The sequence below is a fragment of the Chryseobacterium lathyri genome (assembly GCF_003290185.1).
In the GTDB taxonomy this organism is placed as follows: Bacteria; Bacteroidota; Bacteroidia; order Flavobacteriales; family Weeksellaceae; genus Chryseobacterium; species Chryseobacterium lathyri.
Window position 1 is genome coordinate 254,240 of record NZ_QNFY01000007.1, and the last position, 20,020, is coordinate 274,259.

A 20,020-nucleotide genomic window follows, 5' to 3' on the forward strand; every position below is an offset into this window, starting at 1 on the left:
GGGATAATAAGTCATCCGATTAAAATAAAGTTTATATTAAAATTATTAACTTTAATAGGCGAAATCCGAAAAGCATATAGAGTAGGAGAAAAACATTAAAAACTAATTGCTATGAAAAATTTAAAAAAACTTTCAAGAAACCAATTGAGATCTGTTAAAGGTGCCGGTCCAAACTGGGCTTGTTTGCCTAATTCTTGCCCTCCGGGAAGTTGTTGTCTCCCTGGAAGATGGCCGAATATTCCAAGAGCATGTTATATATGTGCTGATTCTTAAAATAAAATATAAATTGATAGTCCCTTTCGGTTTTACTGAAAGGGATTTTTTAATGATCCTTGATAAGATTTTAGACCTCAACAATGATGAAAAATCTTAGTTCAGAAAAAGATTTTATTAAAAATGATAGTTACTTTTACAATAAAATCAGAAATTTCATTTATTTAAAACAAGATATGGAACTACAATTTTTCAAAGACTTTGATTTTACGGATTTCTGGAATGAAAGCAGCTATTCCGTAAGAGATTATATAGAACCGTTTCCGGATGATGAGCTCATTGCTTCCGTAGAAGAAGAGCTTGGCTACAAACTCCCTGCTTCTTATATCGAACTGATGAGACTGCAGAATGGCGGGTTGGTCGAAAAATCCTGCTTTCCTACGTCAGAAGAGAATTCCTGGGCGGATGATCATATTGCGATTACCGGAATTATGGGAATCGGAAGAGAGAAAACCTATTCCATTTGCGGAGAACTCGGAAGCCAATTCATGATCGATGAGTGGGGGTATCCGGCAATCGGTATCTATATCTGCGACTGTCCTTCAGCTGGGCATGATATGGTCTTGCTGGATTATTCCAATTGCGGAAAAGATGGCGAACCTGAAGTGGTTCACATTGATCAGGAAGATGATTATAAAAAGATATTTCTGGCCAAAGACTTTGAAACTTTCATAAAAGGGCTGAAAGATGAAGATGAATTTGACGGGGAATAAATAAACAAGTATTTTTAAACTTTAAATTAAGATCACAAAAAATAAAACAATGAACGAAAGCTGGATGCAAAAATGGGAAGAGGTAAAAGATATTCTTATCTGTTCTGTAGATTTGGAAACCTATTTTACCTCGGATGAAATTCTGGAGCAAAAAATGGAGGTGATGGAGATTGGTAATGTTTCCCTGCCATCCGGAAAAGTGATCGTACGGGATCCTTTGGTATTTTTGAACGCGGGAGAAAAGCCTTATTTCGTACAGGCTCCCAAAGGAGATTTTCCTGTGAAAATTGCGGTGGTAAAGTCAGAGGAATGGGGTAACCGTTATGCCGCCGTAAAAGTGGAATTCACCAAAGAAAAACCTGTCCTGTACAGAGAAGCGCTTATCGGGATTGAAAATCTTGAAGATTTAAATGAAGGTGATTATTTCGGATTCATGGTAGATGCCGGATTGGGTTGCATTACAGATGCGGAGGTACTTCCTTATTTTGATAAGTTTCTTACTGAAGTGAATGTGGAAAACATTTACGATGATTATTTTGCAGAACAGTTTGCACAGAGTTACCAGGAACATCCACAAAACCAGAGAGAACTGGGAGACTGGATCAATTGGAGAATTCCCAATACAGAATATCATATTCCAATGTTTGCAAGCGGTTTCGGAGACGGAGGATATCCTGTCTATTTCGCGTATGATGAAAAAGGAGAAATCTGCGGATTGTATATCCAGTTTATCGATATAGAACTGGCACTATCTGATGATGAAGACGAAGAGAATGAATAAAACGTTCGCCGATAAAGTCATAGAATTCAATAAAAACCTTCAGTTTTCAGGAAACCTTCCTGAAGGCTTCGAGGCCATGAATCCGTATCTGGACAATCCTGAAACGATGACCGTCATGGAGGAATTTTATCACAAATACTACAATGATATCAGCCCAAGGAAATTCATGATCGGGATCAATCCCAGCCGACATGGAGCAGGAGTCACAGGTGTTCCGTTTACCGATACTAAAAGGCTGGAAGCTGTTTGCGGAATTAAAATGCAATCGGCTCACACCCATGAAGTTTCCTCGGTTTTCATGTATGATATGATTGCTGAATATGGTGGGGCATATGAATTCTACAAAGATGTTTATATCAATTCGCCTTTTCCGCTGGCTATTGTAAGAAAAGCAAAAACCGGCTGGCTGAATGCGAATTATTATGATGATAAAAAGCTCTTTGAAGCGGTAAAAGATTTTATGATCGATTCTCTGAAGAAGCATATCAGTCTGGGCGTGGACACCTCCGAAGTTTTTGTGCTAGGAAAAAAGAATTCAGAATTTATTTCAGCATTGAATAAAGAGGCCCAGTTATTTGAAAAGATGACTGTTCTTGAACATCCCAGATATATTCAGCAGTATAAAACAAAAGAAAAACAACTGTATATTGACAAATATATTTTAGCATTGAAAAAATAAAAATTCCCTGATCATTCAGGGAATTTTTCATTTATGTATTAGAATCTTTTTCGCAGTATAAACCACTTGTGAAATTTATTTTTTGATGATCTTTGAAGATCCGGATGAAGTTTTGAGGATATAAACGCCATTCGGAAGTTCCGAGATATCTGTCTGATTTGCTCCTTTTTTCATTTCCAGGTTTTTCAGCAGTTTACCATCTTGGCTGTAAATTTTAGCTTGGACATTATCTTCCGTTGTAATCGAAAAAGGTCCGCTGGTAGGATTAGGATAAATACGCATACCTTTTTGTGAAGAAGCAGCTTCACTCGTTGCCAGTACAATACCCGTGTCTTTTACCCATGTGAAAGCATCCAGTCCTGCATATCTGAAATTCCCGCCTAATGTAATCCGTAGCTCATCAATGATTATGTTCGAGTAATTCTGACCATTCAGATTGGTCATGTCAATAAGAGTATATCCATTAGTGGAGCCCAGTGATGTTGTAAAACCGGTCGTTTTTGTCTGTGTAAACTTCGTGATACCGCTTAGCTTTCCCGTAATGGTAAGGGTACCGGATACACTCAGATCCAGATTAAGAGCAGACAGATACATCCAGAACCGGTTTACCTTAAACAGATTAGATGTGGTTTTAATGCTGAAAGACGGTGGTGATGCAGCATCGTTGGAGTTGTCAATATATCTGTTGTCAACAGATGTTCCATTCCAGCCAGTACCTGGGTAGTTAGCCTGAATATCAAAAGTTCCTACATGAGAGATAACATTGAATATTACTCCGTTATCAGTAAAACTCGGACTTCCGTGTGATTCCGTTTCAAATTGCTCCGTACTGGTCTGTCCAAAAGAAAATAAAGAGATGAACAGACTACAGATGGTTAAAAAAATAGATCTTTTCATGATTTAGGTTTTAAATAGGTTGTTTTTTTAGTCACGTGGAGGATAAATTCCCTCTACACAAATGATATAATTAAGCCCTAAATAAGGCGGCATATTATTCATCGGAAGATTCTGTCCAATGTAGGAGATAGATCTTGCATTAAGAGTAGTATCAGGATCAGCCTGTACAAAGCTTGGAATCGCCGTAAAATCTCTTCCTACCTGGTTTCCTGTAATGGCAATAGAGGTGTTAGCCGATGGAGCAGGCACGGTTGCATTGGCATTAGCTACCTTCAGTTGAAACCCTGCACCTATACTTGGAAGGTTCTGTACCATAATTGTATTTAGTGTAGTTCCAGCAACGACTCCCAGAGGATAATATTCATTAGAGTTTGCATTCCCTGCTCCTATGGCCATTCTTCCTTTTAGGTTGGGAAGGGCGAAAGTAGTGACTCCGTCACCGCCGTAAGTAGTTCCCAAAATTGAAAATAATGCAGAATTGGTTGAAATTCTTAATAAGCTTCCATCACAGAACAACCAGCCTCTAGGGGCAAAATTGCCTGCAAATAATTTTACAATTCCAATGTATTCTTCCATGATAATAGTTTTTCAGTTGTTAAAATTTCCTACTCTTTTTTGGCTTTTCGGATTTCGCCTGTGGTTGTTGGTTTGTATTAGTCAAAGGAACAATATATAAGAGGGCATTACTAGAGTAGAAAATACCAAATTAGGGAGTCCGTATTTTTACGTAATAGGATCTCTGCATTTCCTTTTCACAGAGAATTTATGGGACTAAAAAGAACAGATATAATATGGGAATGTTTAAGCTGTAATTAGTATTTTTGTAACAATCCAATTAAAATAAAAATGAACGAATTCGTAGTATCAGAAATTAAAAACAGTATCGCCGAAATTACCTTTGGAACCCCAAAAAGCAACTCGCTTCCGGGAACTATTTTAGAAAAGCTGGCTCAAACCATTCTGGATGAGGGTGCTAAAGAAGAAGTAAAAGCTATTTTAGTAAAAAGTGATGGTGAAAAAGCATTCTGCGCAGGAGCAAGCTTCGATGAGCTTTTAGCTATTGAAGAGCTGCAGGCCTCTACGAAATTTTTCGGTGGATTTGCAAAAGTTCTGAATGCGATGAGAAACTGCGGAAAAATAGTGGTAGTAAGAGTTCAGGGAAAAACAACCGGTGGAGGAGTAGGAATAGCTTGTGGGGCAGATTACTGTTTTGCAACTAAAGATTCAGCTTTAGCGCTTACAGAAATTAATCTGGGAATCGGGCCTTTCGTGATCGGGCCTTACGTAGAAAGAAAAATAGGAAAATCACAGTTCTCTGCAATGGCTATTGATGCAGATTTCAGATCCGCAGAATGGGCAGAGCAGCATAATGTTTATCATTCCGTTTCCGAAAATATTGAAGAAATGGATAGCAAGCTGGAAAAATTTTTACAGACTTTAGCTTCGAGGAGCAGTGAAGCATTATCATTAATTAAGAAAGTATCCTGGGAAGGTACGGATCATTTCAATGAGCTGATGCCTGCCAGAATTCATATGAGTGCAAGTCTTATTCTTGAAGATTCTGCAAAGAAAAGCATTGAATCTATTAAAGAGAAATTGAGAGTAAAATAATTTTTGCTTAATATAAAAAGAGAAAGGGTTATCCAAAAGGTTAACCTTTCCTTTTATTAAAATTTGATGCTTAATAAAAAGAAAAAGAGATCCGCTTCAATTATGAAACGGATCCCCTGCAGTTAATATGAATGTTGAATTAAAGTTCGTTTTGTTGTACCAAATTTTGAGATGCATTGATCTCTGCCTGAGGAATCAACCATGTCCATCGCTTGTCTCCGGCAGGAACAGTCATTAAATTATTAGTAACAGCAGAAACATGATTGGCACCCGTCCTGTCTAAAGGAAGATTCAATCTTTTCAGGTCAAGAAACCTGAAGCCCTCTCCCCAAAGTTCTAATCTTCTGCTGTTTAAAATTTCAGTAATATAAGCCTGACCTGTAGTTGTAGCACCAGCATATGAAGGGTTTCTATTTTTTGTAAACTCATTAAATACAATTTTAGAATCTGCCTCTTTATTGTCTTTTGCCAATGCTTCAGCTTCGATAAGATACATCTCTGCAGCTCTCATAAATGGAATATCACCTAAGCTTGTATTGTTATCAACAGTTCCTGATGCGTTTACAGAAAGAAATTTTTGAGATGTATATGGAAATTTACTGTACGTAGAAGACAATGCAAGTGCAGTATGTGCACCCGTAGGATCAATAACCTGAGTTCTTACATCAGTTGTCGGAAACTGCGCATATAATAAATTATTGACAACTTTAGGAGCCTGTCTAATTTGTGTTGAATTATAATTTCTGGACATATAACCCATAAAATTTCCAAAAAAATCGGTTGTGGCATCAATTGGTTTGTAGCCCCAAACCCATTCAGAATTAGAATAATTGTTGAAACCTGATTTATACTGGGTATTGCTCATTAATGTAAATCCTTGTCTTGCTTCTTTTGCGTATAGAGCTGCGTTAGCATATTTCCCTTGTACTAAAGCCACCCTTGCCATTAGTCCTCTTACAACATTCGCGTTGAAGTGAGATTTATCCGACCTTGTTTTACCATTTAAATAAGTGTAAGCCTGTGCTAAATCTGAATTTATTGAAGTATAAACCTCTTCTAAAGATGCTCTTGGAATAGGATTGAAAGAATCATCTAGCCTAAGCGGCACTCCAGGTTGCGAATTCGTTGTTCCCTCTACGTATCTTTTTGCATAGATTTGGGCAAGCATAAAATAACAGTATGCTCTGAAAGCATGAGCTTCACCCATTACCTTGTCCTTCAGTGCCTGATCTCCCGTAACATTAGGAGCTGCCTTTATGATAATGTTTGCAATTCTTATCTGTCCATAGAAAAAATCGTATGGATAAAATAAATTTGTAGAAGTGGCATTAGCATTATCCAGCCAACGTAGAGTTGTTACAAACCATCCGTTACCTGTAGTAGGAAAAACCAAGTCCTCTCCCATTACATCCATATAAATCATTACTCCGGTAGCACCATTCTGCCCCTGGCTGCTGTTTTGTCTGTAATACATATTTCTATGCATCCCATTAATAGCAATATTTAAGTTATCCAAACTTGAAGTTACTAAAAGTTCACTTGCTGCTTCTGTTGGATCTTTCTCCAGATCATCTCTTTCACAGGATGATAAAATACTTAGTATGGAAAGACTGGAAATTAAAAGTGTTTTATTTGTAATAAATTTCATTTTGATAATTTTAAAAAGTTGTACTTAAACCGAAAGTAATAATTCTGGAAGGTGAATATCTGTTACTTACAGTACCGTTAAATGTAGAGTAGGGCTCTAAGCCTTTTCTTTTGCTGCTAACCCAAAGGTTTTCTCCACTCACAAACAATTTTAAGCTGCTTACTCCTACGCTTTTCACAATATCAGGATTAAAGCTATACCCTATTGAAGCATTTCTCAATAGTAAATAACTGGCATCTACCAACCATCTTGATGAAGCAGCATTTGAAGCAGCCACTGTTGATGAATTTAAAGCAGGTACATCAGTGATCTGCCCGGGAGTAGTCCAACGGTTATAAATATCAGTATGTGATGCTCCGCCCTGAGGAAACGCATCCATTAAACTGGCATAATTAGTATCATATATTTTCCCTCCAAACTGATAATTAAAGGATGCGGAAAGTTCCCAGTTTTTGAAATTAAACGTAGTTGAAAAATTTCCAAAGAAATCAGGAATTGCAGATCCGTGATATTCATATTTTGCTTTATTCTGATTAGTAGTAACCAGAACCCCATTTACAGTTCTTACATCTGATGCTGTAGTAGCAGGGAATAAATCCTGATCTAATACAAATAGTGGTGATCCATCGGAAGGATCCACTCCGTACCATGATCTCAACCAGAAGGCGTATAAATCCTTACCTACCATTAGCTTTTTAGTACCACTGATAAATTCGTTTTGCGACAGTGCGGTAATCTCATTTTTATATGAAGTTCCATAAGCTGATACAGTCCATTTCAGGTTTTGATTCTTGATAATATCCGCGCTCAAAGTAATTTCATATCCTTTATTTACCAGATTGCCTACATTTCTGTCAATACTATTACCCGGAATACCTGCATTTATAGGAGTTTGAAATGGAAAAAGCAATCCTTTCGTTTCAGAATTGTAATACTCTACAGTACCACGCACTCTTTTGTTAAATAATTCAAATTCTAAGGCAATATCAGATTGTGCTTTAGTTTCCCAAGTAATCAATGGATCACCTACGGTAGTAAGCAAAATCCCTGGCTCTGTACCATTGTTGTAACCTAAAGAAAATAAGGTTTGATAAGCATAATTCGTATCTAAAGCATCATTACCTACTTCTCCGTAAGAACCTCTTAGTTTTAAGAAATTGACAAATTTATTATCCTGAAGGAAATTTTCTTTTGAAATTACCCATCCGGCACCTGCTGACCAGAATGATTGCCATCTTACATCTGTGGCAAAACGGGAAGAACCATCCCATCTTACTGAGCCCTCTAAAAGATACTTTTCATTGTAATTATAGTTCAATCTAGTAAACCAGCTTTCTTTAGTCCTTTCTCTTAGATATGAATTAAGGGTATTGTTATCTACAAAGTTTCCGAATTCGTAGAAATTATCCAATACCTGATTTCGTTTATAACCATATAAGTAGTCTTGTTTATAATCAAAATTTTCATGTCCTGCAAGAACAGTTACATCATGCCCTCCTAATTTTTTATTATAAGTTAATACCTGGTTCCAGGTAAAATCTCTGGTCAGATACATTGTTCTGGAAGCAGAACCAATTCCCAAAGCATCTCCGATGAGTCTGTTTCCATATGTTTTGTTTAATGTTCCTCTAAAATTATACGCTGCATTGGTTCGGAACATCAATTCCGGTAAAAGTTTAAACTCTGCATATACATTAGACTGAAGGTTGTATGAATTAGTTCTATCATCATTGAGTAATGTTTCCCATATAACATTTCTACCTGCAGCAGCATCAACACCGCGTAAAGAACCGTCATCATAAAGAACCTCTCCATTTACATCATATAATCTCTCTCCCGTAACAGGGTTATGTTGATATGGACTATAAATTGGTCCCATACCACGCGTCCATGCATAAGGATTTATATAAGCGGAATTATTATCTGCTCCATTAACTGCTAAACCTTGGCTCGTAATAACACCATTTAGACTGGTGCCAATTTTAAACCAGTCTCTAACTTGAGAATCTGCATTAATCCTTAAATTAAGACGTTCAAAACTTGATTTTACAATATATCCTTGTTCGTTGGTATAGCCTAATGAACTGAATAATGTACTTTTATCATTTCCACCAGAAAAGCTGATACTATGGTCCTGTCTTATGCCCACACCTATTATCGGAGCGGCCCAATCAAAATCATTGTAACGTAACTTAGCCGAAGAATTAAGCAATCCATCAATAACCAACTGATTATCCGGAACGTCATAAACGTTTGCTCTTAGGTTACCGGAAATTAAATTATTAGTTGCCCATAAGTTTGAAGCAGCAAGACTTTCAGTCGGGTTTGTTATTCTTCTGCCATTACGCATTGCTTCCCAAGCAAGTACATAATAATCTGCTGTTCCTACTCTGTTATATTCCTGTACAAATCTGCTTACTATACCTGTATTAGAATTAAGGGTAAATCTTGATGAATTTTTCTTACCCCTCTTGGTTGTTACCATAATAACCCCATTTGCAGCACTTGAACCATATAGAGCAGTTGATGATGCATCTTTTAACACAGTTAAACTCTCAATATCATTAGGATTCAATGAATTTAAATTTCCAGGAAAAGGAACTCCATCAACAATTAAAAGGGGTTCGTTTGAAACAAGATAAGAACCCGTTCCTCTAATTCTGATTGATGAGCCTTCACCTGGCTGGCCTGTACCTGCAGCAATCTGAATACCTGCTCCAGCTCCATCCAATGCTTGTAAAACATTGGAAATAGGACGATTTTCAATTTTTGCTGCGTCTACCTGAACATTTGATCCGGTAATGGTCCCTTTTTTCTGTTTACCATAGGCAACAATTACTACTTCATCAATGTCTTTAGTTTTTGTCGAATCTTTCTGCGCAGTTACAGCCTGAGCTGTAAAAAAGACTACTGCGGTAGATAGAATTTTTAGTTTCACATTCATATTAACAAAATTTAATAAATATTTTGTACAAATATGTTAATTTTTTTTAAATCTACAATGGTATTTTGCCTTAAGTCTTAAATTTTTCTTAATTGTTAAGTATTTAATGTTAAATAATTGATGAAGGTGAGCTTTTATGTATTTATTTTGAATAATTTTAGTTAAATTATCTGTTTTAATGAGGGTTTTTCGCTTTAATCAAATTAAAAATATATTATTGATAACGAAAATAGTTATGTGTCCATAAAATTCCTCAAGTAAAGAAATGAATTTTTGAGTTAAGGCTTGATATTTATGGATTTGAAGAGGCGAATAGAGTAATCACAACTCACTTATAAAAATTGCCGTTTTACTATACTTTAAATAAATGACAACTACTTTTGTTCCTTTCTGATACCGCGCATAAACTTCTGGATCAACTTCAAGTCTTATTTTATCATTTTTTAATTTCCCGGCAAAAGTTAAGTATTCGCCATACTCTGTTTTGTCGCGGTTAATAATAATGCTTGTCAATTTATTTTTTCCATGGATTTTATCTTTTTTCCAATTTCGTCTGTCATAGCCGGTTACTAAGAAAGAAATCAGATAAGCGAAACCAAACAGAGCCAATCCTCCGGCGGCAAACAAGATATAATCATAGTATTTGAATTTGCTGAAACTTTCTATACAGAAAATAGGGATTGCCATAGTAAAGAGTGTACAAAAAGCCAATATAGTTGGTATTATTTTAGCAAGCTTTTTTTGATTTTCTTCAATTTTTTTGATCTCTGCATCACTCAAGGAAATATTTTCCTGTAATTGTATTTGAGAATAGTCTATCAAAATTTCGGTCATAGCAGGTTATTTGTATGTTCATAAAACTTTTGAAGATTCTAATTCAATTCTATTTTCTTAAAGTTAATAATTGTATTGAATTTGCTGAGAAAAAATTATCATTAAAATGTAAAAAAATAATTGGCAGATTAAAAATAAATTATAACTTTGTAATTCAAAGTTCTTTTTATGGATTCGAAAAATTACCACGAAGACTTGTCACATATCCGTTCCATGATGGAGCGGTCTTCCAGATTTATTTCATTGAGCGGACTGTCCGGAGTTTTTGCCGGTTTGGCTGCACTGATTGGTGCAGGATACGTTTATTTTATTTTCCAAAGAGAAGGAATTGATTACTTAGATGGCGACAGAAATTTCTTTAGCCCGGCATTGGTCCGGGAACTTGTAATCGTAGGAACTGTGATTTTATTGACAGCTGTACTCAGCGGATATATTTTCACAGCCAATAAAAGCAAAAAGAAAGGCCTAAAAATCTGGGACAGTACAACCAAACGTTTGCTGTTAACCTTTGCCGTTCCTTTGGTGACGGGTGGGATTTTCTGTCTTGCACTTCTTTTTCATCATCTATTTGTTTGGATAGCGCCGGCTACCTTGATATTTTATGGAATTGCTCTGGTCAGTGCAGAAAGATATACTTTAACGGATATTAAATATTTAGGCTATTGTCAAATTGTTCTGGGATTGATCTCTCTTTTCTTCTTAGGATGGGGGCTTGTATTTTGGGCCATCGGTTTTGGGATTTTACATATTGTGTATGGCCTGATCATGCATAAAAAATATAAATAAAGATTAAATTTGCAGCTTTTGTGGGAACAGCTTCTCTAAAACTGCAGTTAGCGACTTATTATGATAAAGATAAATCAACTCAATAAAGAATTCGAAAGCCGTGTAAGACTGGGGATAATGTCCGTTCTTATGGTCAACGACTGGGTTGATTTTTCAGAAATGAAGGGGCTTTTAGAAATTACAGATGGTAATCTTGCCAGCCACAGCAATGCTTTGGAGAAAGCTGGATATATCGAAGTGAAAAAAGAGTTCGTAGGCAAAAAGCCCAAAACTTCTTATCGTGTTACACAGAACGGAAGACAAGCTTTTAACGAACACCTGAATGCTCTTGAAAAATTATTAGGAAGGTAAAATCCTATATTTTTTTGAAAATTAACTTTGAAATACAAAGTACTTTATATATTTAAAATTAAAAAAAATGATGACACAAAAACAAAAAACAATTCTTATTTATGTTACACCAGCGGTTTTATTATGCATTCCATTATTGGGGAATATGTTCTCTGAAGAATTCGACTGGTCACCGGGAGATTTTGTAATCGGTGCTGTTTTGCTTTTTGGAACGGCTTTTATCATCGATTTGATTCAGCGTATCGTTAAAAATAAAACGTACAAAATTTTGTTAGGCGGGGCCGTTCTTATACTGCTGTTGCTTGTCTGGGCAGAATTGGCAGTAGGCATTTTCGGAACTCCTTTCGCCGGAAATTAATTGTACAGAATCTAAAGCGATGACAAGAAAGTATTTTCTCAAGCGGCTTTTTCAGCTTTCAACAGTAGGAGCGTTCCCTTTTCTGTATTCGTGGCAGGTAGAACCTTTCTGGGTAGAATTTGTTCAGAAAAATTTACCTATAAAGAATCTGCCCGAATCTTTGGAAGGAAAAATACTGATGCAGATATCAGACCTGCATGTCGGAGACCGTTTCGACTGGAATTTCCTGATCGAATCTTTTCAAAAAGCACAAAAGTTTAATCCGGATTTTGTCGTCTACACCGGAGATTTTGTGAATCATGGAACTGCAGAAGAGCAGGAAGATCTGAAAAAAGTAATGAAGAATGCTGTCTACGGAAAGCTGGCAACCTTCGGAATATTGGGAAACCATGACTACGGTAAGAATTGGGATGATATTATTTGTTCAGAAAATATCTGTCAAATTCTCAGGGGTTTTGGAGTCAGTATGCTTAAAAACAGTAGTAAAGAAAGCCATGGACTGAATTTTATTGGATTTGAAGATCTGTGGTCGCCTAATTTCCATCCGGAGGAAGTGATGAATGATTACGATCCCGCAAAAGCCAATATTATACTCTGCCATAACCCTGATGTCTGCGACAAAGAGATCTGGAACGGATATCAGGGCTGGATACTAAGTGGCCATACTCATGGAGGACAGTGCAGAATTCCGGGTGTTATCACTCCGATACTTCCTGTTGAAAATAAAAAGTATATATCAGGGGAAATAGATCTCCAGGATGGAAGGATGCTGTACATCAACCGGGCTATTGGCCATTCTTTCCAGATAAGGTTTATGGTACGTCCGGAAATTACCGTCTTTACTTTAACTCAAGCTTAAAATACGATATAGATGAAAGATCATCAAATAATAAACATCGGGAAATATATTTTCGGATTATGCTTTCTGCTAGGAAATATTTGTCTTTTCGGCTATTTAATAACAAAAAATGATGGTTTTGTAGCCTGTGGTTATATGCTCCTAACTTGGGGAACTATTGTAAACCTACTCTTTGTGATTGGATTATTGATTTATGGAATTGCCAGTCAATCTAAACTTAGAGCTTGTCTCAAAGCTATTGGTCTTCTTCTCATCAATATTCCCTTAGCATACCTGTATGCTTTAATAGGAATTAATTTAATATTTAAATAATACATTATGAAAAAAGTACGTGTTCAATTTCTGCTTTTTGTCTATGATAAAACCCAGAAACTTTACAGAAAATATTTTAAAAAGAAAAAGAGACAATGGCAGTTCAATGAAGAACAGCTCCTCAAATTTCAGGAAGATTCTCTCGGAAGAAAACTGGGAGAATTCTATAAAAAACATGGGTTTTCAATGATTCCCAAAATGGAAAACCATGATGTACATCACCTGATTACCGGATGCGGAACCCAATTCGAAGATGAAATCGCCATGCAGTATCTTCTCCTTGGAAACGGTAAGCTCAATGCTCATCTCCTTGCAGCCGTTGTATTGGGAACATTTATTCTTCCGGAATACATGAAACTATATATGAAAGCATACAGAAAAGGGCAGAGCATGAGACCATTTTATCACTGGGATTTTGAAAGCCTGCTGTGGCAGAATTTCGACCATCTGAAGGATTATATTCAACAGAAAGAAACGCCGGTATTATTTTAAAGATCGATCATGAATAAATTGAAATTCAGTACGCTAGGCAGAAATACTTTTCTGATCTCTTTTTTATCAGGAACTTTATTACTGGTATCTTATCTGATAACGGGTGCAGATTTTCTGGTAATATCCGGATTCTATTTCGTGATCATTGCAGCAGTGGTCAATATCTTTATTCTGTTGTATGAGTTTTTAGAATTCCTGACCAATATTCCTGATAGAAAATCCTCCGGGAATTCTGTACTGCTCCTACTGGTCAATATTCCCGTCACCATTCTCTATATCTGCATCCTCTTTAATTCCGAATTGTAAATTTTTCAATTCTTTAATCTTTAAATTATCAAATCTTTTCCATCATGAAAACACATCATTATATATTTCTTACAGCCGCTTTGTTTGTCATTGTCTTCTATGATCAGGACATGGGACTGAATCTCGGTATTCTGGGTATCGTTTATGCATTGCTGACCTGGTATAAAACTCCTGAAAGAAACAGGACCAGAACCTTTCTGATACTTTTCGTTACAAGTATTTTGTCAAGTTTTGCTTTTGCATGGTTCAGAGACTTTCCATCCCTGTTGGCGGTTGTAAGTTCCCTTCTGTTATTAGGCTATCGCTCAAAAAACAGAAAGCTGAAAATACTTTTCCTCATTCCTGTATTTATCATCAACAGCTTTACTGCTCTTTTCCGGTTTTTCAGTTTTGATTCATGGCTGCCGAAAAAGAATATTTCAGGTGTATGGCAGAAAACCTTAGCGTTCATCCTTATTCCTCTATTGTTTATCTCTATATTTTTCGGGATATATTCTGTGGGGAGTGACCATTTTGCGGCTGTCTTCAGAGATTACGAGCTGGATATTAATATATGGCAGGTACTGGTTCTTTCAGTTTTGGGCTTTTTTATTGCTTTCAATTACTGGAACTATGCAGTAGAAAGGTTGATATACAAAAAGAATTCTCTGCTGGATGATAACTTTCCGGATAATTATAAGGTACAGAAATCAACGTATTCCTTTCTTGATCTGGATGCAGAGAGAACCAGCGGTGTCATTTCCTTCTTTTGCCTGAATATTTTACTCGTATTTTTTATTATTACTTACAATTATGAGCAGTTTTATGAAATTTCAAAAACTCCCGTTCAGCTTTCAGAAGAGACCCATGAAAGAGTGAATGCTGTGATCATGTCTATCATTATGGCCGTATTGGTGATCATGTTCTATTTTAAATCAGGCTTTAATTTTGATCCTAAGGCTAAGCTGATGAAGCTTCTGGCCAGGATCTGGATCATCCTGAATGCTATTCTTGTATTTTCTGCAGCATTGAAAAACTACGAATATATAATCAGTTATGGGTTTACCTACAAAAGACTCGGCGTGTTTGCTTTTCTCCTGTTAGCACTCATCGGGCTGGCTCTTACCTTCATTAAAATTCAGAAGAAAAAAAGAAATGCATTCCTGTTCAATACAATGATCTGGTATTTTTATGGAACAATTTTAGCATGCAGTTATGTGAACTGGGGTGGAATCATTACCTCCCAGAATATGAAGCGTAAAGATTTTGCAGTAAACTATCACTTTGAACAAATTAACTTCAGTGAAAGAGGACTGTTGAAATATGCAGAAGAAAAAAATGATCTGCAGCTTAAAAAGAAAGTATTGGAAAAAGCCAAACAAGAAAAATCCAAACCTTTCCTTTCAAAGATCCTTTACTTTGAAACATTAAAAGATTAATTATTATGAAAAAATCCTTATTGTTAATTCCATTGATTATTATTTCATGTAAAAAAGAACCTGCTGTAACAGAAACCCCGGACAGGGACTCTACTATAGTCACAGAAATGCCGGACTCTACAGAGAAAAAAGATTCTGCAGCCCTTAGAAAGAAAGATTCAATCATTAACAATGCTCCTGTCACCAAAGAAGTACTGCGTAAAGGCGTGATGAGAAGCGAAAAAGAGGGGCAGATTATAAGAACAGCAGATGCATCGCAGCTCCCTTTCACATTGGGGGAAGAATTTACAAAAGATGGTCAGGAACTGGTTTTAAAACTGACCCATTATGACAAACCTACTATTAAAGCAACAATTTCGACCAATGAAAAAGACTTTAATATAAGATTCAACCAGATTAAGCTTCCAAACGGAGATTATGACGGGCCATTCGGAAGAGAAATCACCTACGAAACCAAAGGCAAAGGCGAAGTATGGCTAATCATAGGCAAAAGTAATATGGCTTCTGGAAACACGAAAGGAGGTTTTAATGTAAGTGTTGAGTAAGATTGACCATTTTGGTATAATTTCTGCAAACTCAATATCAATACTAAAGTTTAAAATTATGAAAAATATATTTTTAATGACAGCGGCAGTTTCAGCAATAGCAGTAAGTTGTGGAACTGTACAGTCACTGGTTCAGAACACATTCCCTTATACAGCCACTGTTTTGGTTTCTACGGGAGTGCCTGCCGACAAAGAAGTGTCCTCTACGGCTACCGCCACCAATGTACAGACTTGGTTTGGAGGAAATAATAATGCGAAAATCAAAGATGTAAGAATCTCCGATGCTAAAATATCTGTAGCTTCTCCTTCAGGCGGAAACCTGAGTGCGCTTAAATCCGTAAAAGTGTATGTTTCGTCCAATGGAACAGGTGAAAAGCTTATTGCTTCACGTTCCAATATTACAACAGATTCTTCCAGCTTAAATCTGGACCTTAATGATACAGGTTATCTGGATGAGGTAGTAAAAAGCACAGGCCTTACAGTAAGAACAGTGTATGAGCTGAAAAACCAGACAAGTTCAGATATGACACTTAAAATAGCACTTAATTTCAATAGCGTTCCTGCGCAGTAATTTTTTGTGCAAAGTAAAATAAGAGGTTGTCTGAAAAGACAACCTTTTTTGTTGGCTAATTGTATTTCATATACATCAGATTTATTCTGACAATTTTGTTAGCACTTCAATGGCTTTTTCGGTGTCTTTTTTATTGATGAAAATATGATCATGATAATAAGCGGCTACTACATTACAGCTTATGTTATTTTCAGAGAGAGCCTTTGAAAAAGCAGCCGTTAGTCCTACTGCTTCCAGAGAAGAATGTACAGTCAGTGTTATCCACGACATAATGACAGAATATTCGAGATGTAGCCTGTCTGCAATCTCCTTTTTTATAATAATGGTAAATCCTTCGTCTTCTCTAAAGAACATTTCAACATTCATCAAGTCAAAATTCTCTATATTTTTCAGCGTACAAAAAACATAATCACCGGGATTCTGCTTGGGCTTCATACTTTTTAAAAGCTTTGCCAAATCTTTTTCTCCGTTCATTTTATTCAAATTAAAAGAAAAATAATGAAATTTTAATTAATATACTTCAGTTGCAGAAGCGTTCTCCGGATAGGGCCAGTAATGAATTGATTATTATTGGTGAGCCAGATAATAGAAATATTGCTTTCGGGAATCATGAGGAGATGCGACTTAAAGCCACCCTGATCACCGGCATGTTCTATGACGCTTACGTTTTCTTCTGTTTTTGTATCGGCATAGAAGCCTGTATGTACAAACCAGGTTCCGGTATGATAGGCTGGTTTTTTACCATTCCAGTCAGACGGACTGTATACTGTTTTTGAAGCTTTAATAACAGAGCAGTTAGTAAACCTGCACTCATTAATCGCAGCAATGTATTTTTTCAGGTCATCAATAGAGCTCCAGACCCCTCCGTTTCCGGCAGCAGTAAAAGTAGGGCATTCCCCATAATCATATTCCCGGTAAATTTTATCTTTCAGGATATAGCCATGAGCTACATTTTTATCAGGAAAGCTGCCATCTGTAATACGGCTGGCTTTCATACCGGCTGGCTTAAAAATATTTTGATTGATAAAACGTTGCCATTTCACCCCACTTGTTTTCTCAATCACCATAGCCAGACCATTATAAGCAGGATTTGAATAATTGAATTTTGTTCCCGGCTCAAATTCCAGTGAATCCGCAGACTGTAAAGGCCTGAAATTCTCTTCATCTTTTGCCGTAAGATAAAAAATACTATCCTTATCCACGTTTCTAAGATCAGGAAGTCCCGAAGTATGGGTGAGCAGATGCCGGAGTTTAATTTTAGAGGCCAGTTCTTTATTTTTAAAATTTGGAAAAAATTTCAGCAGATTGTCATCCGTTGAAAGCCTGTGTCCCTCCTGAAGGATCAAAATCCCATACGATACAAAAGTCTTGGAGATAGAGCCGAGATTGGAAACTGTTTTACTGGTAAACTTTTCACCTGTCTTTAGGTCTGCCAACCCAAAAGAATTTTCATACAATACCTTATTTCCCTGCTGGATCAGAATAGCACCACCTGGCTCGTCTGCTTTAAACAATTGGGAGAATGCAGAATCGAGTTTTGACTTTAAAAGTTCTTCACGGGTTTGGGCATAGCTGATAAAATTAATACTAACAGTTAAGACAAGACCTGATATTAATTTAAGATTTGGAAACATGAATTGTAAGGTTTAGTTTTATATGATTTGTTGTTTTAGCTTTTCGTGATCGAATCCATAACAATCGTTACAGGTCCATCATTGATCAGAGAAACCTTCATATCTGCACCGAAAATTCCACTCTCAGTTTTTAATCCTGATTTGGCCAGTTCCTCTTTGAAATAATCAAAAAGAGGAATTGCTTTATCCGGCTTGGCTGCTTTAATGAAAGAAGGACGGTTGCCTTTTTTATAATCTGCAATTAATGTAAACTGGCTGATGCACAGAATTTCTCCCGAAATATCCTTCACAGAAAGATTAAGTTTGTCATCTTCATCACCGAAAATCCTTAAATTTAAGATCTTCTGGACAAGCCACTCCGCATCCGCTTTTTCATCATTTTCATCAATCCCGGTGAGCAGCATCAATCCTTTCTTAATTTCCCCGACAACCTTTCCGTCTACCTTTACATGTGCTTCAGAAACCCTTTGTATAACAACCTTCATTTTCTAGTAATAAATATTTAAAGTTTTGGTGGATGGATCATAATTGTAAGGATATGTTTTAGGAGGCAGGGAAGTTGCAGCTCCTGATTCCGGCTGACCTGTTCTCAGGATCCAGCGGGTATTGTCTTTGGGGCACAGAATACTGATATTATCTTTTACCTCAAGAGTGGTATTAGCATCAGGACAAATATGAGGGGCATTCCGGTCATATGCTTTGAAAGTATCTCCTACACGGACCACAATCAGACCTCTTGTGCTAGACTGTTGTTCATTCACATAAATCCAGCCTCCATCATAGTTAAGGTTGTTATAAGCAGGTAAATTCAGATTTAAGGTTACATTAACTGGATTGTTCGGGAAACAGCTGACAGTATCTTCTCTACTTCCGCAAGAGTTTATAGTTAAAATACTGAAAATCAGTAAAGTTAAAATAGACAGGATTGAAAAAGTTTTTTTCATTTCAATTTAAATTTTTATATATTTGTAAAAGTTAAACGATTATAACACGTAAAACATTGTCCGGCAAATGTCGGATTATTTTTTTATACCAAACCTAAATTTTGAAAATTATGGCAAGCTATGTAACAAAGGAGGGACAAGAGAAAATGAAAGCTGAGCTGGAACAGTTAGAAACTGTGGAAAGACCAAAAATTACCCAGCAAATCGCAGAAGCAAGAGATAAAGGAGATTTATCTGAAAATGCTGAATATGATGCAGCTAAAGAGGCTCAAGGGATGCTTGAAATGAGAATTTCCAAGCTTAAAGATATTATCGCAACTTCCAAGATCATAGATGAAAGTCAATTAGATACTTCAAAGGTTTCAATCCTTACTACTGTAAAACTTAAAAACAATGCAACCAATCAGGAGCAGGTGTTTACATTAGTACCGGATAATGAAAGCGACCTTAAAACAGGAAGAATTTCTGTGAATACACCTATTGCAAAAGGATTACTCGGAAAAGTAATAGGTGAAACGGCAGATATTACATTGCCAAACGGAAACAAACTTTCTTTCGAAGTATTGGAAATCACTCTATAATCTAAGCACAATATCCAGAATAATTCTAATTCTAACATTTAACTTCTAAAAAATGAGCAGTATATTCACAAAGATCATTAATGGTGAAATTCCCTCATACAAAATTGCTGAGGATGACCATTTTATAGCACTCCTTGATGCAATGCCTTTGGTGAAAGGACACACTTTGGTGATTCCTAAAAAAGAAGTTGATCTGATCTTTGATCTGGAAAGTGAAGAATATAAAAATCTTTGGGGATTTGCTCAGCAGGTCGCTAAAAAAATTAAAAATGCTGTTCCCTGCGTAAGAGTGGGAGTAGCTGTAGTAGGGCTTGAAGTTCCCCATGCGCACATCCATCTTATTCCTTTAAACAAGATGGAAGACATGAACTTCAGAAATGAAAGACTAAAATTAACAGACGAAGAATATAAAGAGATCCAAAACTCAATTATTAATTCTGAAGCATAAAATCGTAAAATCGTAAAAAAGAAATTTTTTACGAT

At 36.4% G+C, this 20,020-nt stretch carries 26 protein-coding genes; 17 read left to right on the forward strand and 9 right to left on the reverse strand.

Annotated features, from left to right (window positions below; all coding sequences use genetic code 11):
• Positions 1-111: 111 nt before the first annotated feature.
• The 4 genes from DRF61_RS23120 (at position 112) to DRF61_RS12125 (ending at position 2,446) form a co-directional block, all read left to right on the forward strand.
• The gene (locus tag DRF61_RS23120) at positions 112-273 is read left to right on the forward strand and encodes a bacteriocin-like protein (RefSeq protein ID WP_420866792.1); all 162 of its coding nucleotides are present in this window, start codon (positions 112-114) and stop codon (positions 271-273) included.
• 176 nt (positions 274-449) lie between these two features.
• Complete coding sequence (locus tag DRF61_RS12115; RefSeq protein WP_111957435.1) at positions 450-986, forward strand: SMI1/KNR4 family protein; 537 nt, start codon at positions 450-452, stop codon at positions 984-986.
• Positions 987-1,035: 49 nt separating this feature from the next.
• Positions 1,036-1,767: a DUF4241 domain-containing protein gene (locus tag DRF61_RS12120; protein ID WP_111957331.1), complete on the forward strand. Its 732-nt coding sequence runs from the start codon at positions 1,036-1,038 to the stop codon at positions 1,765-1,767.
• The gene (locus DRF61_RS12125) at positions 1,760-2,446 is read left to right on the forward strand and encodes an SMUG2 DNA glycosylase family protein (protein WP_111957333.1); all 687 of its coding nucleotides are present in this window, start codon (positions 1,760-1,762) and stop codon (positions 2,444-2,446) included. The genes DRF61_RS12120 and DRF61_RS12125 overlap by 8 nt, the downstream gene beginning before the upstream one ends.
• A gap of 75 nt (positions 2,447-2,521) precedes the next feature.
• Here DRF61_RS12125 and DRF61_RS12130 read toward each other — a convergent pair whose 3' ends face one another.
• Together DRF61_RS12130 and DRF61_RS12135 are read right to left on the reverse strand one after the other, a co-directional pair.
• Complete coding sequence (locus tag DRF61_RS12130) at positions 2,522-3,343, reverse strand: T9SS type A sorting domain-containing protein (RefSeq protein ID WP_111957335.1); 822 nt, start codon at positions 3,341-3,343, stop codon at positions 2,522-2,524.
• Between the two features lie 27 nt (positions 3,344-3,370).
• Complete coding sequence (locus tag DRF61_RS12135; RefSeq protein WP_111957337.1) at positions 3,371-3,919, reverse strand: phage tail protein; 549 nt, start codon at positions 3,917-3,919, stop codon at positions 3,371-3,373.
• Between the two features lie 270 nt (positions 3,920-4,189).
• On the opposite strand from DRF61_RS12135, the gene DRF61_RS12140 reads away from it, so the two are divergent.
• Positions 4,190-4,954 (forward strand): enoyl-CoA hydratase/isomerase family protein, encoded by a 765-nt coding sequence (locus DRF61_RS12140; protein ID WP_111957339.1) that lies wholly within the window; start codon positions 4,190-4,192, stop codon positions 4,952-4,954.
• Between the two features lie 139 nt (positions 4,955-5,093).
• On the opposite strand, the gene DRF61_RS12145 is transcribed toward DRF61_RS12140, so the two are convergent.
• The 3 genes from DRF61_RS12145 to DRF61_RS12155 form a co-directional block, all read right to left on the reverse strand.
• Positions 5,094-6,602, reverse strand: a complete 1,509-nt coding sequence (locus DRF61_RS12145) for a RagB/SusD family nutrient uptake outer membrane protein (protein WP_111957341.1) — start codon at positions 6,600-6,602, stop codon at positions 5,094-5,096.
• Positions 6,603-6,612: 10 nt separating this feature from the next.
• The gene (locus tag DRF61_RS12150) at positions 6,613-9,546 is read right to left on the reverse strand and encodes a SusC/RagA family TonB-linked outer membrane protein (protein WP_111957343.1); all 2,934 of its coding nucleotides are present in this window, start codon (positions 9,544-9,546) and stop codon (positions 6,613-6,615) included.
• Positions 9,547-9,867: 321 nt separating this feature from the next.
• Positions 9,868-10,380 carry a hypothetical protein gene (locus DRF61_RS12155; protein WP_111957345.1) on the reverse strand — a complete coding sequence of 171 codons (513 nt, stop codon included), beginning with the start codon at positions 10,378-10,380 and terminating at the stop codon, positions 9,868-9,870.
• Positions 10,381-10,548: 168 nt separating this feature from the next.
• Here DRF61_RS12155 and DRF61_RS12160 point away from each other — a divergent pair, with 168 nt between their 5' ends.
• The 10 genes from DRF61_RS12160 to DRF61_RS12205 all read left to right on the forward strand — a co-directional run bounded on the left by DRF61_RS12160 (position 10,549) and on the right by DRF61_RS12205 (position 16,378).
• Positions 10,549-11,166, forward strand: coding sequence for a hypothetical protein (locus DRF61_RS12160; protein ID WP_111957347.1), 618 nt, complete (start codon positions 10,549-10,551; stop codon positions 11,164-11,166).
• A 60-nt stretch (positions 11,167-11,226) separates the two neighbouring features.
• Positions 11,227-11,517, forward strand: coding sequence for a winged helix-turn-helix domain-containing protein (locus DRF61_RS12165; RefSeq protein ID WP_111957349.1), 291 nt, complete (start codon positions 11,227-11,229; stop codon positions 11,515-11,517).
• Positions 11,518-11,584: 67 nt separating this feature from the next.
• Complete coding sequence (locus DRF61_RS12170; protein ID WP_228452700.1) at positions 11,585-11,875, forward strand: hypothetical protein; 291 nt, start codon at positions 11,585-11,587, stop codon at positions 11,873-11,875.
• Between the two features lie 19 nt (positions 11,876-11,894).
• Entirely contained in the window at positions 11,895-12,734 is an 840-nt protein-coding gene (locus DRF61_RS12175; protein ID WP_111957351.1) for a metallophosphoesterase, read from the forward strand.
• A gap of 12 nt (positions 12,735-12,746) precedes the next feature.
• Positions 12,747-13,046 (forward strand): hypothetical protein, encoded by a 300-nt coding sequence (locus DRF61_RS12180; RefSeq protein ID WP_111957353.1) that lies wholly within the window; start codon positions 12,747-12,749, stop codon positions 13,044-13,046.
• Positions 13,047-13,052: 6 nt separating this feature from the next.
• Complete coding sequence (locus tag DRF61_RS12185) at positions 13,053-13,538, forward strand: Coq4 family protein (protein WP_111957355.1); 486 nt, start codon at positions 13,053-13,055, stop codon at positions 13,536-13,538.
• A gap of 9 nt (positions 13,539-13,547) precedes the next feature.
• A complete protein-coding gene (locus DRF61_RS12190; protein WP_111957357.1) occupies positions 13,548-13,844 on the forward strand; it encodes a hypothetical protein in 297 nt (98 codons plus the stop codon).
• A gap of 44 nt (positions 13,845-13,888) precedes the next feature.
• On the forward strand, positions 13,889-15,262 hold the full coding sequence (locus DRF61_RS12195) for a DUF4153 domain-containing protein (RefSeq protein WP_111957359.1): 1,374 nt from the start codon (positions 13,889-13,891) through the stop codon (positions 15,260-15,262).
• A 5-nt stretch (positions 15,263-15,267) separates the two neighbouring features.
• The gene (locus DRF61_RS12200) at positions 15,268-15,807 is read left to right on the forward strand and encodes a hypothetical protein (protein WP_111957361.1); all 540 of its coding nucleotides are present in this window, start codon (positions 15,268-15,270) and stop codon (positions 15,805-15,807) included.
• 58 nt (positions 15,808-15,865) lie between these two features.
• The gene (locus DRF61_RS12205; RefSeq protein ID WP_111957363.1) at positions 15,866-16,378 is read left to right on the forward strand and encodes a hypothetical protein; all 513 of its coding nucleotides are present in this window, start codon (positions 15,866-15,868) and stop codon (positions 16,376-16,378) included.
• Between the two features lie 81 nt (positions 16,379-16,459).
• Here the strand turns inward: DRF61_RS12205 and DRF61_RS12210 are convergent, their stop codons facing one another.
• Genes DRF61_RS12210 through DRF61_RS12225 form a run of 4 tightly spaced genes read right to left on the reverse strand, consistent with a single transcriptional unit; the run spans position 16,460 to position 18,956 of the window.
• Positions 16,460-16,852, reverse strand: coding sequence for an ACT domain-containing protein (locus DRF61_RS12210; RefSeq protein ID WP_111957365.1), 393 nt, complete (start codon positions 16,850-16,852; stop codon positions 16,460-16,462).
• 32 nt (positions 16,853-16,884) lie between these two features.
• Positions 16,885-18,012, reverse strand: a complete 1,128-nt coding sequence (locus DRF61_RS12215) for a serine hydrolase domain-containing protein (protein ID WP_111957367.1) — start codon at positions 18,010-18,012, stop codon at positions 16,885-16,887.
• Positions 18,013-18,047: 35 nt separating this feature from the next.
• Positions 18,048-18,497 carry a D-aminoacyl-tRNA deacylase gene (dtd, locus tag DRF61_RS12220; protein ID WP_111957369.1) on the reverse strand — a complete coding sequence of 150 codons (450 nt, stop codon included), beginning with the start codon at positions 18,495-18,497 and terminating at the stop codon, positions 18,048-18,050.
• Positions 18,498-18,500: 3 nt separating this feature from the next.
• Positions 18,501-18,956: a hypothetical protein gene (locus DRF61_RS12225; protein WP_111957371.1), complete on the reverse strand. Its 456-nt coding sequence runs from the start codon at positions 18,954-18,956 to the stop codon at positions 18,501-18,503.
• Between the two features lie 110 nt (positions 18,957-19,066).
• On the opposite strand from DRF61_RS12225, the gene greA reads away from it, so the two are divergent.
• Positions 19,067-19,537, forward strand: a complete 471-nt coding sequence (gene greA / locus DRF61_RS12230; RefSeq protein WP_111957373.1) for a transcription elongation factor GreA — start codon at positions 19,067-19,069, stop codon at positions 19,535-19,537.
• Between the two features lie 52 nt (positions 19,538-19,589).
• A complete protein-coding gene (locus DRF61_RS12235; protein WP_111957375.1) occupies positions 19,590-19,985 on the forward strand; it encodes an HIT family protein in 396 nt (131 codons plus the stop codon).
• The last annotated feature ends 35 nt before the right edge of the window (positions 19,986-20,020 follow it).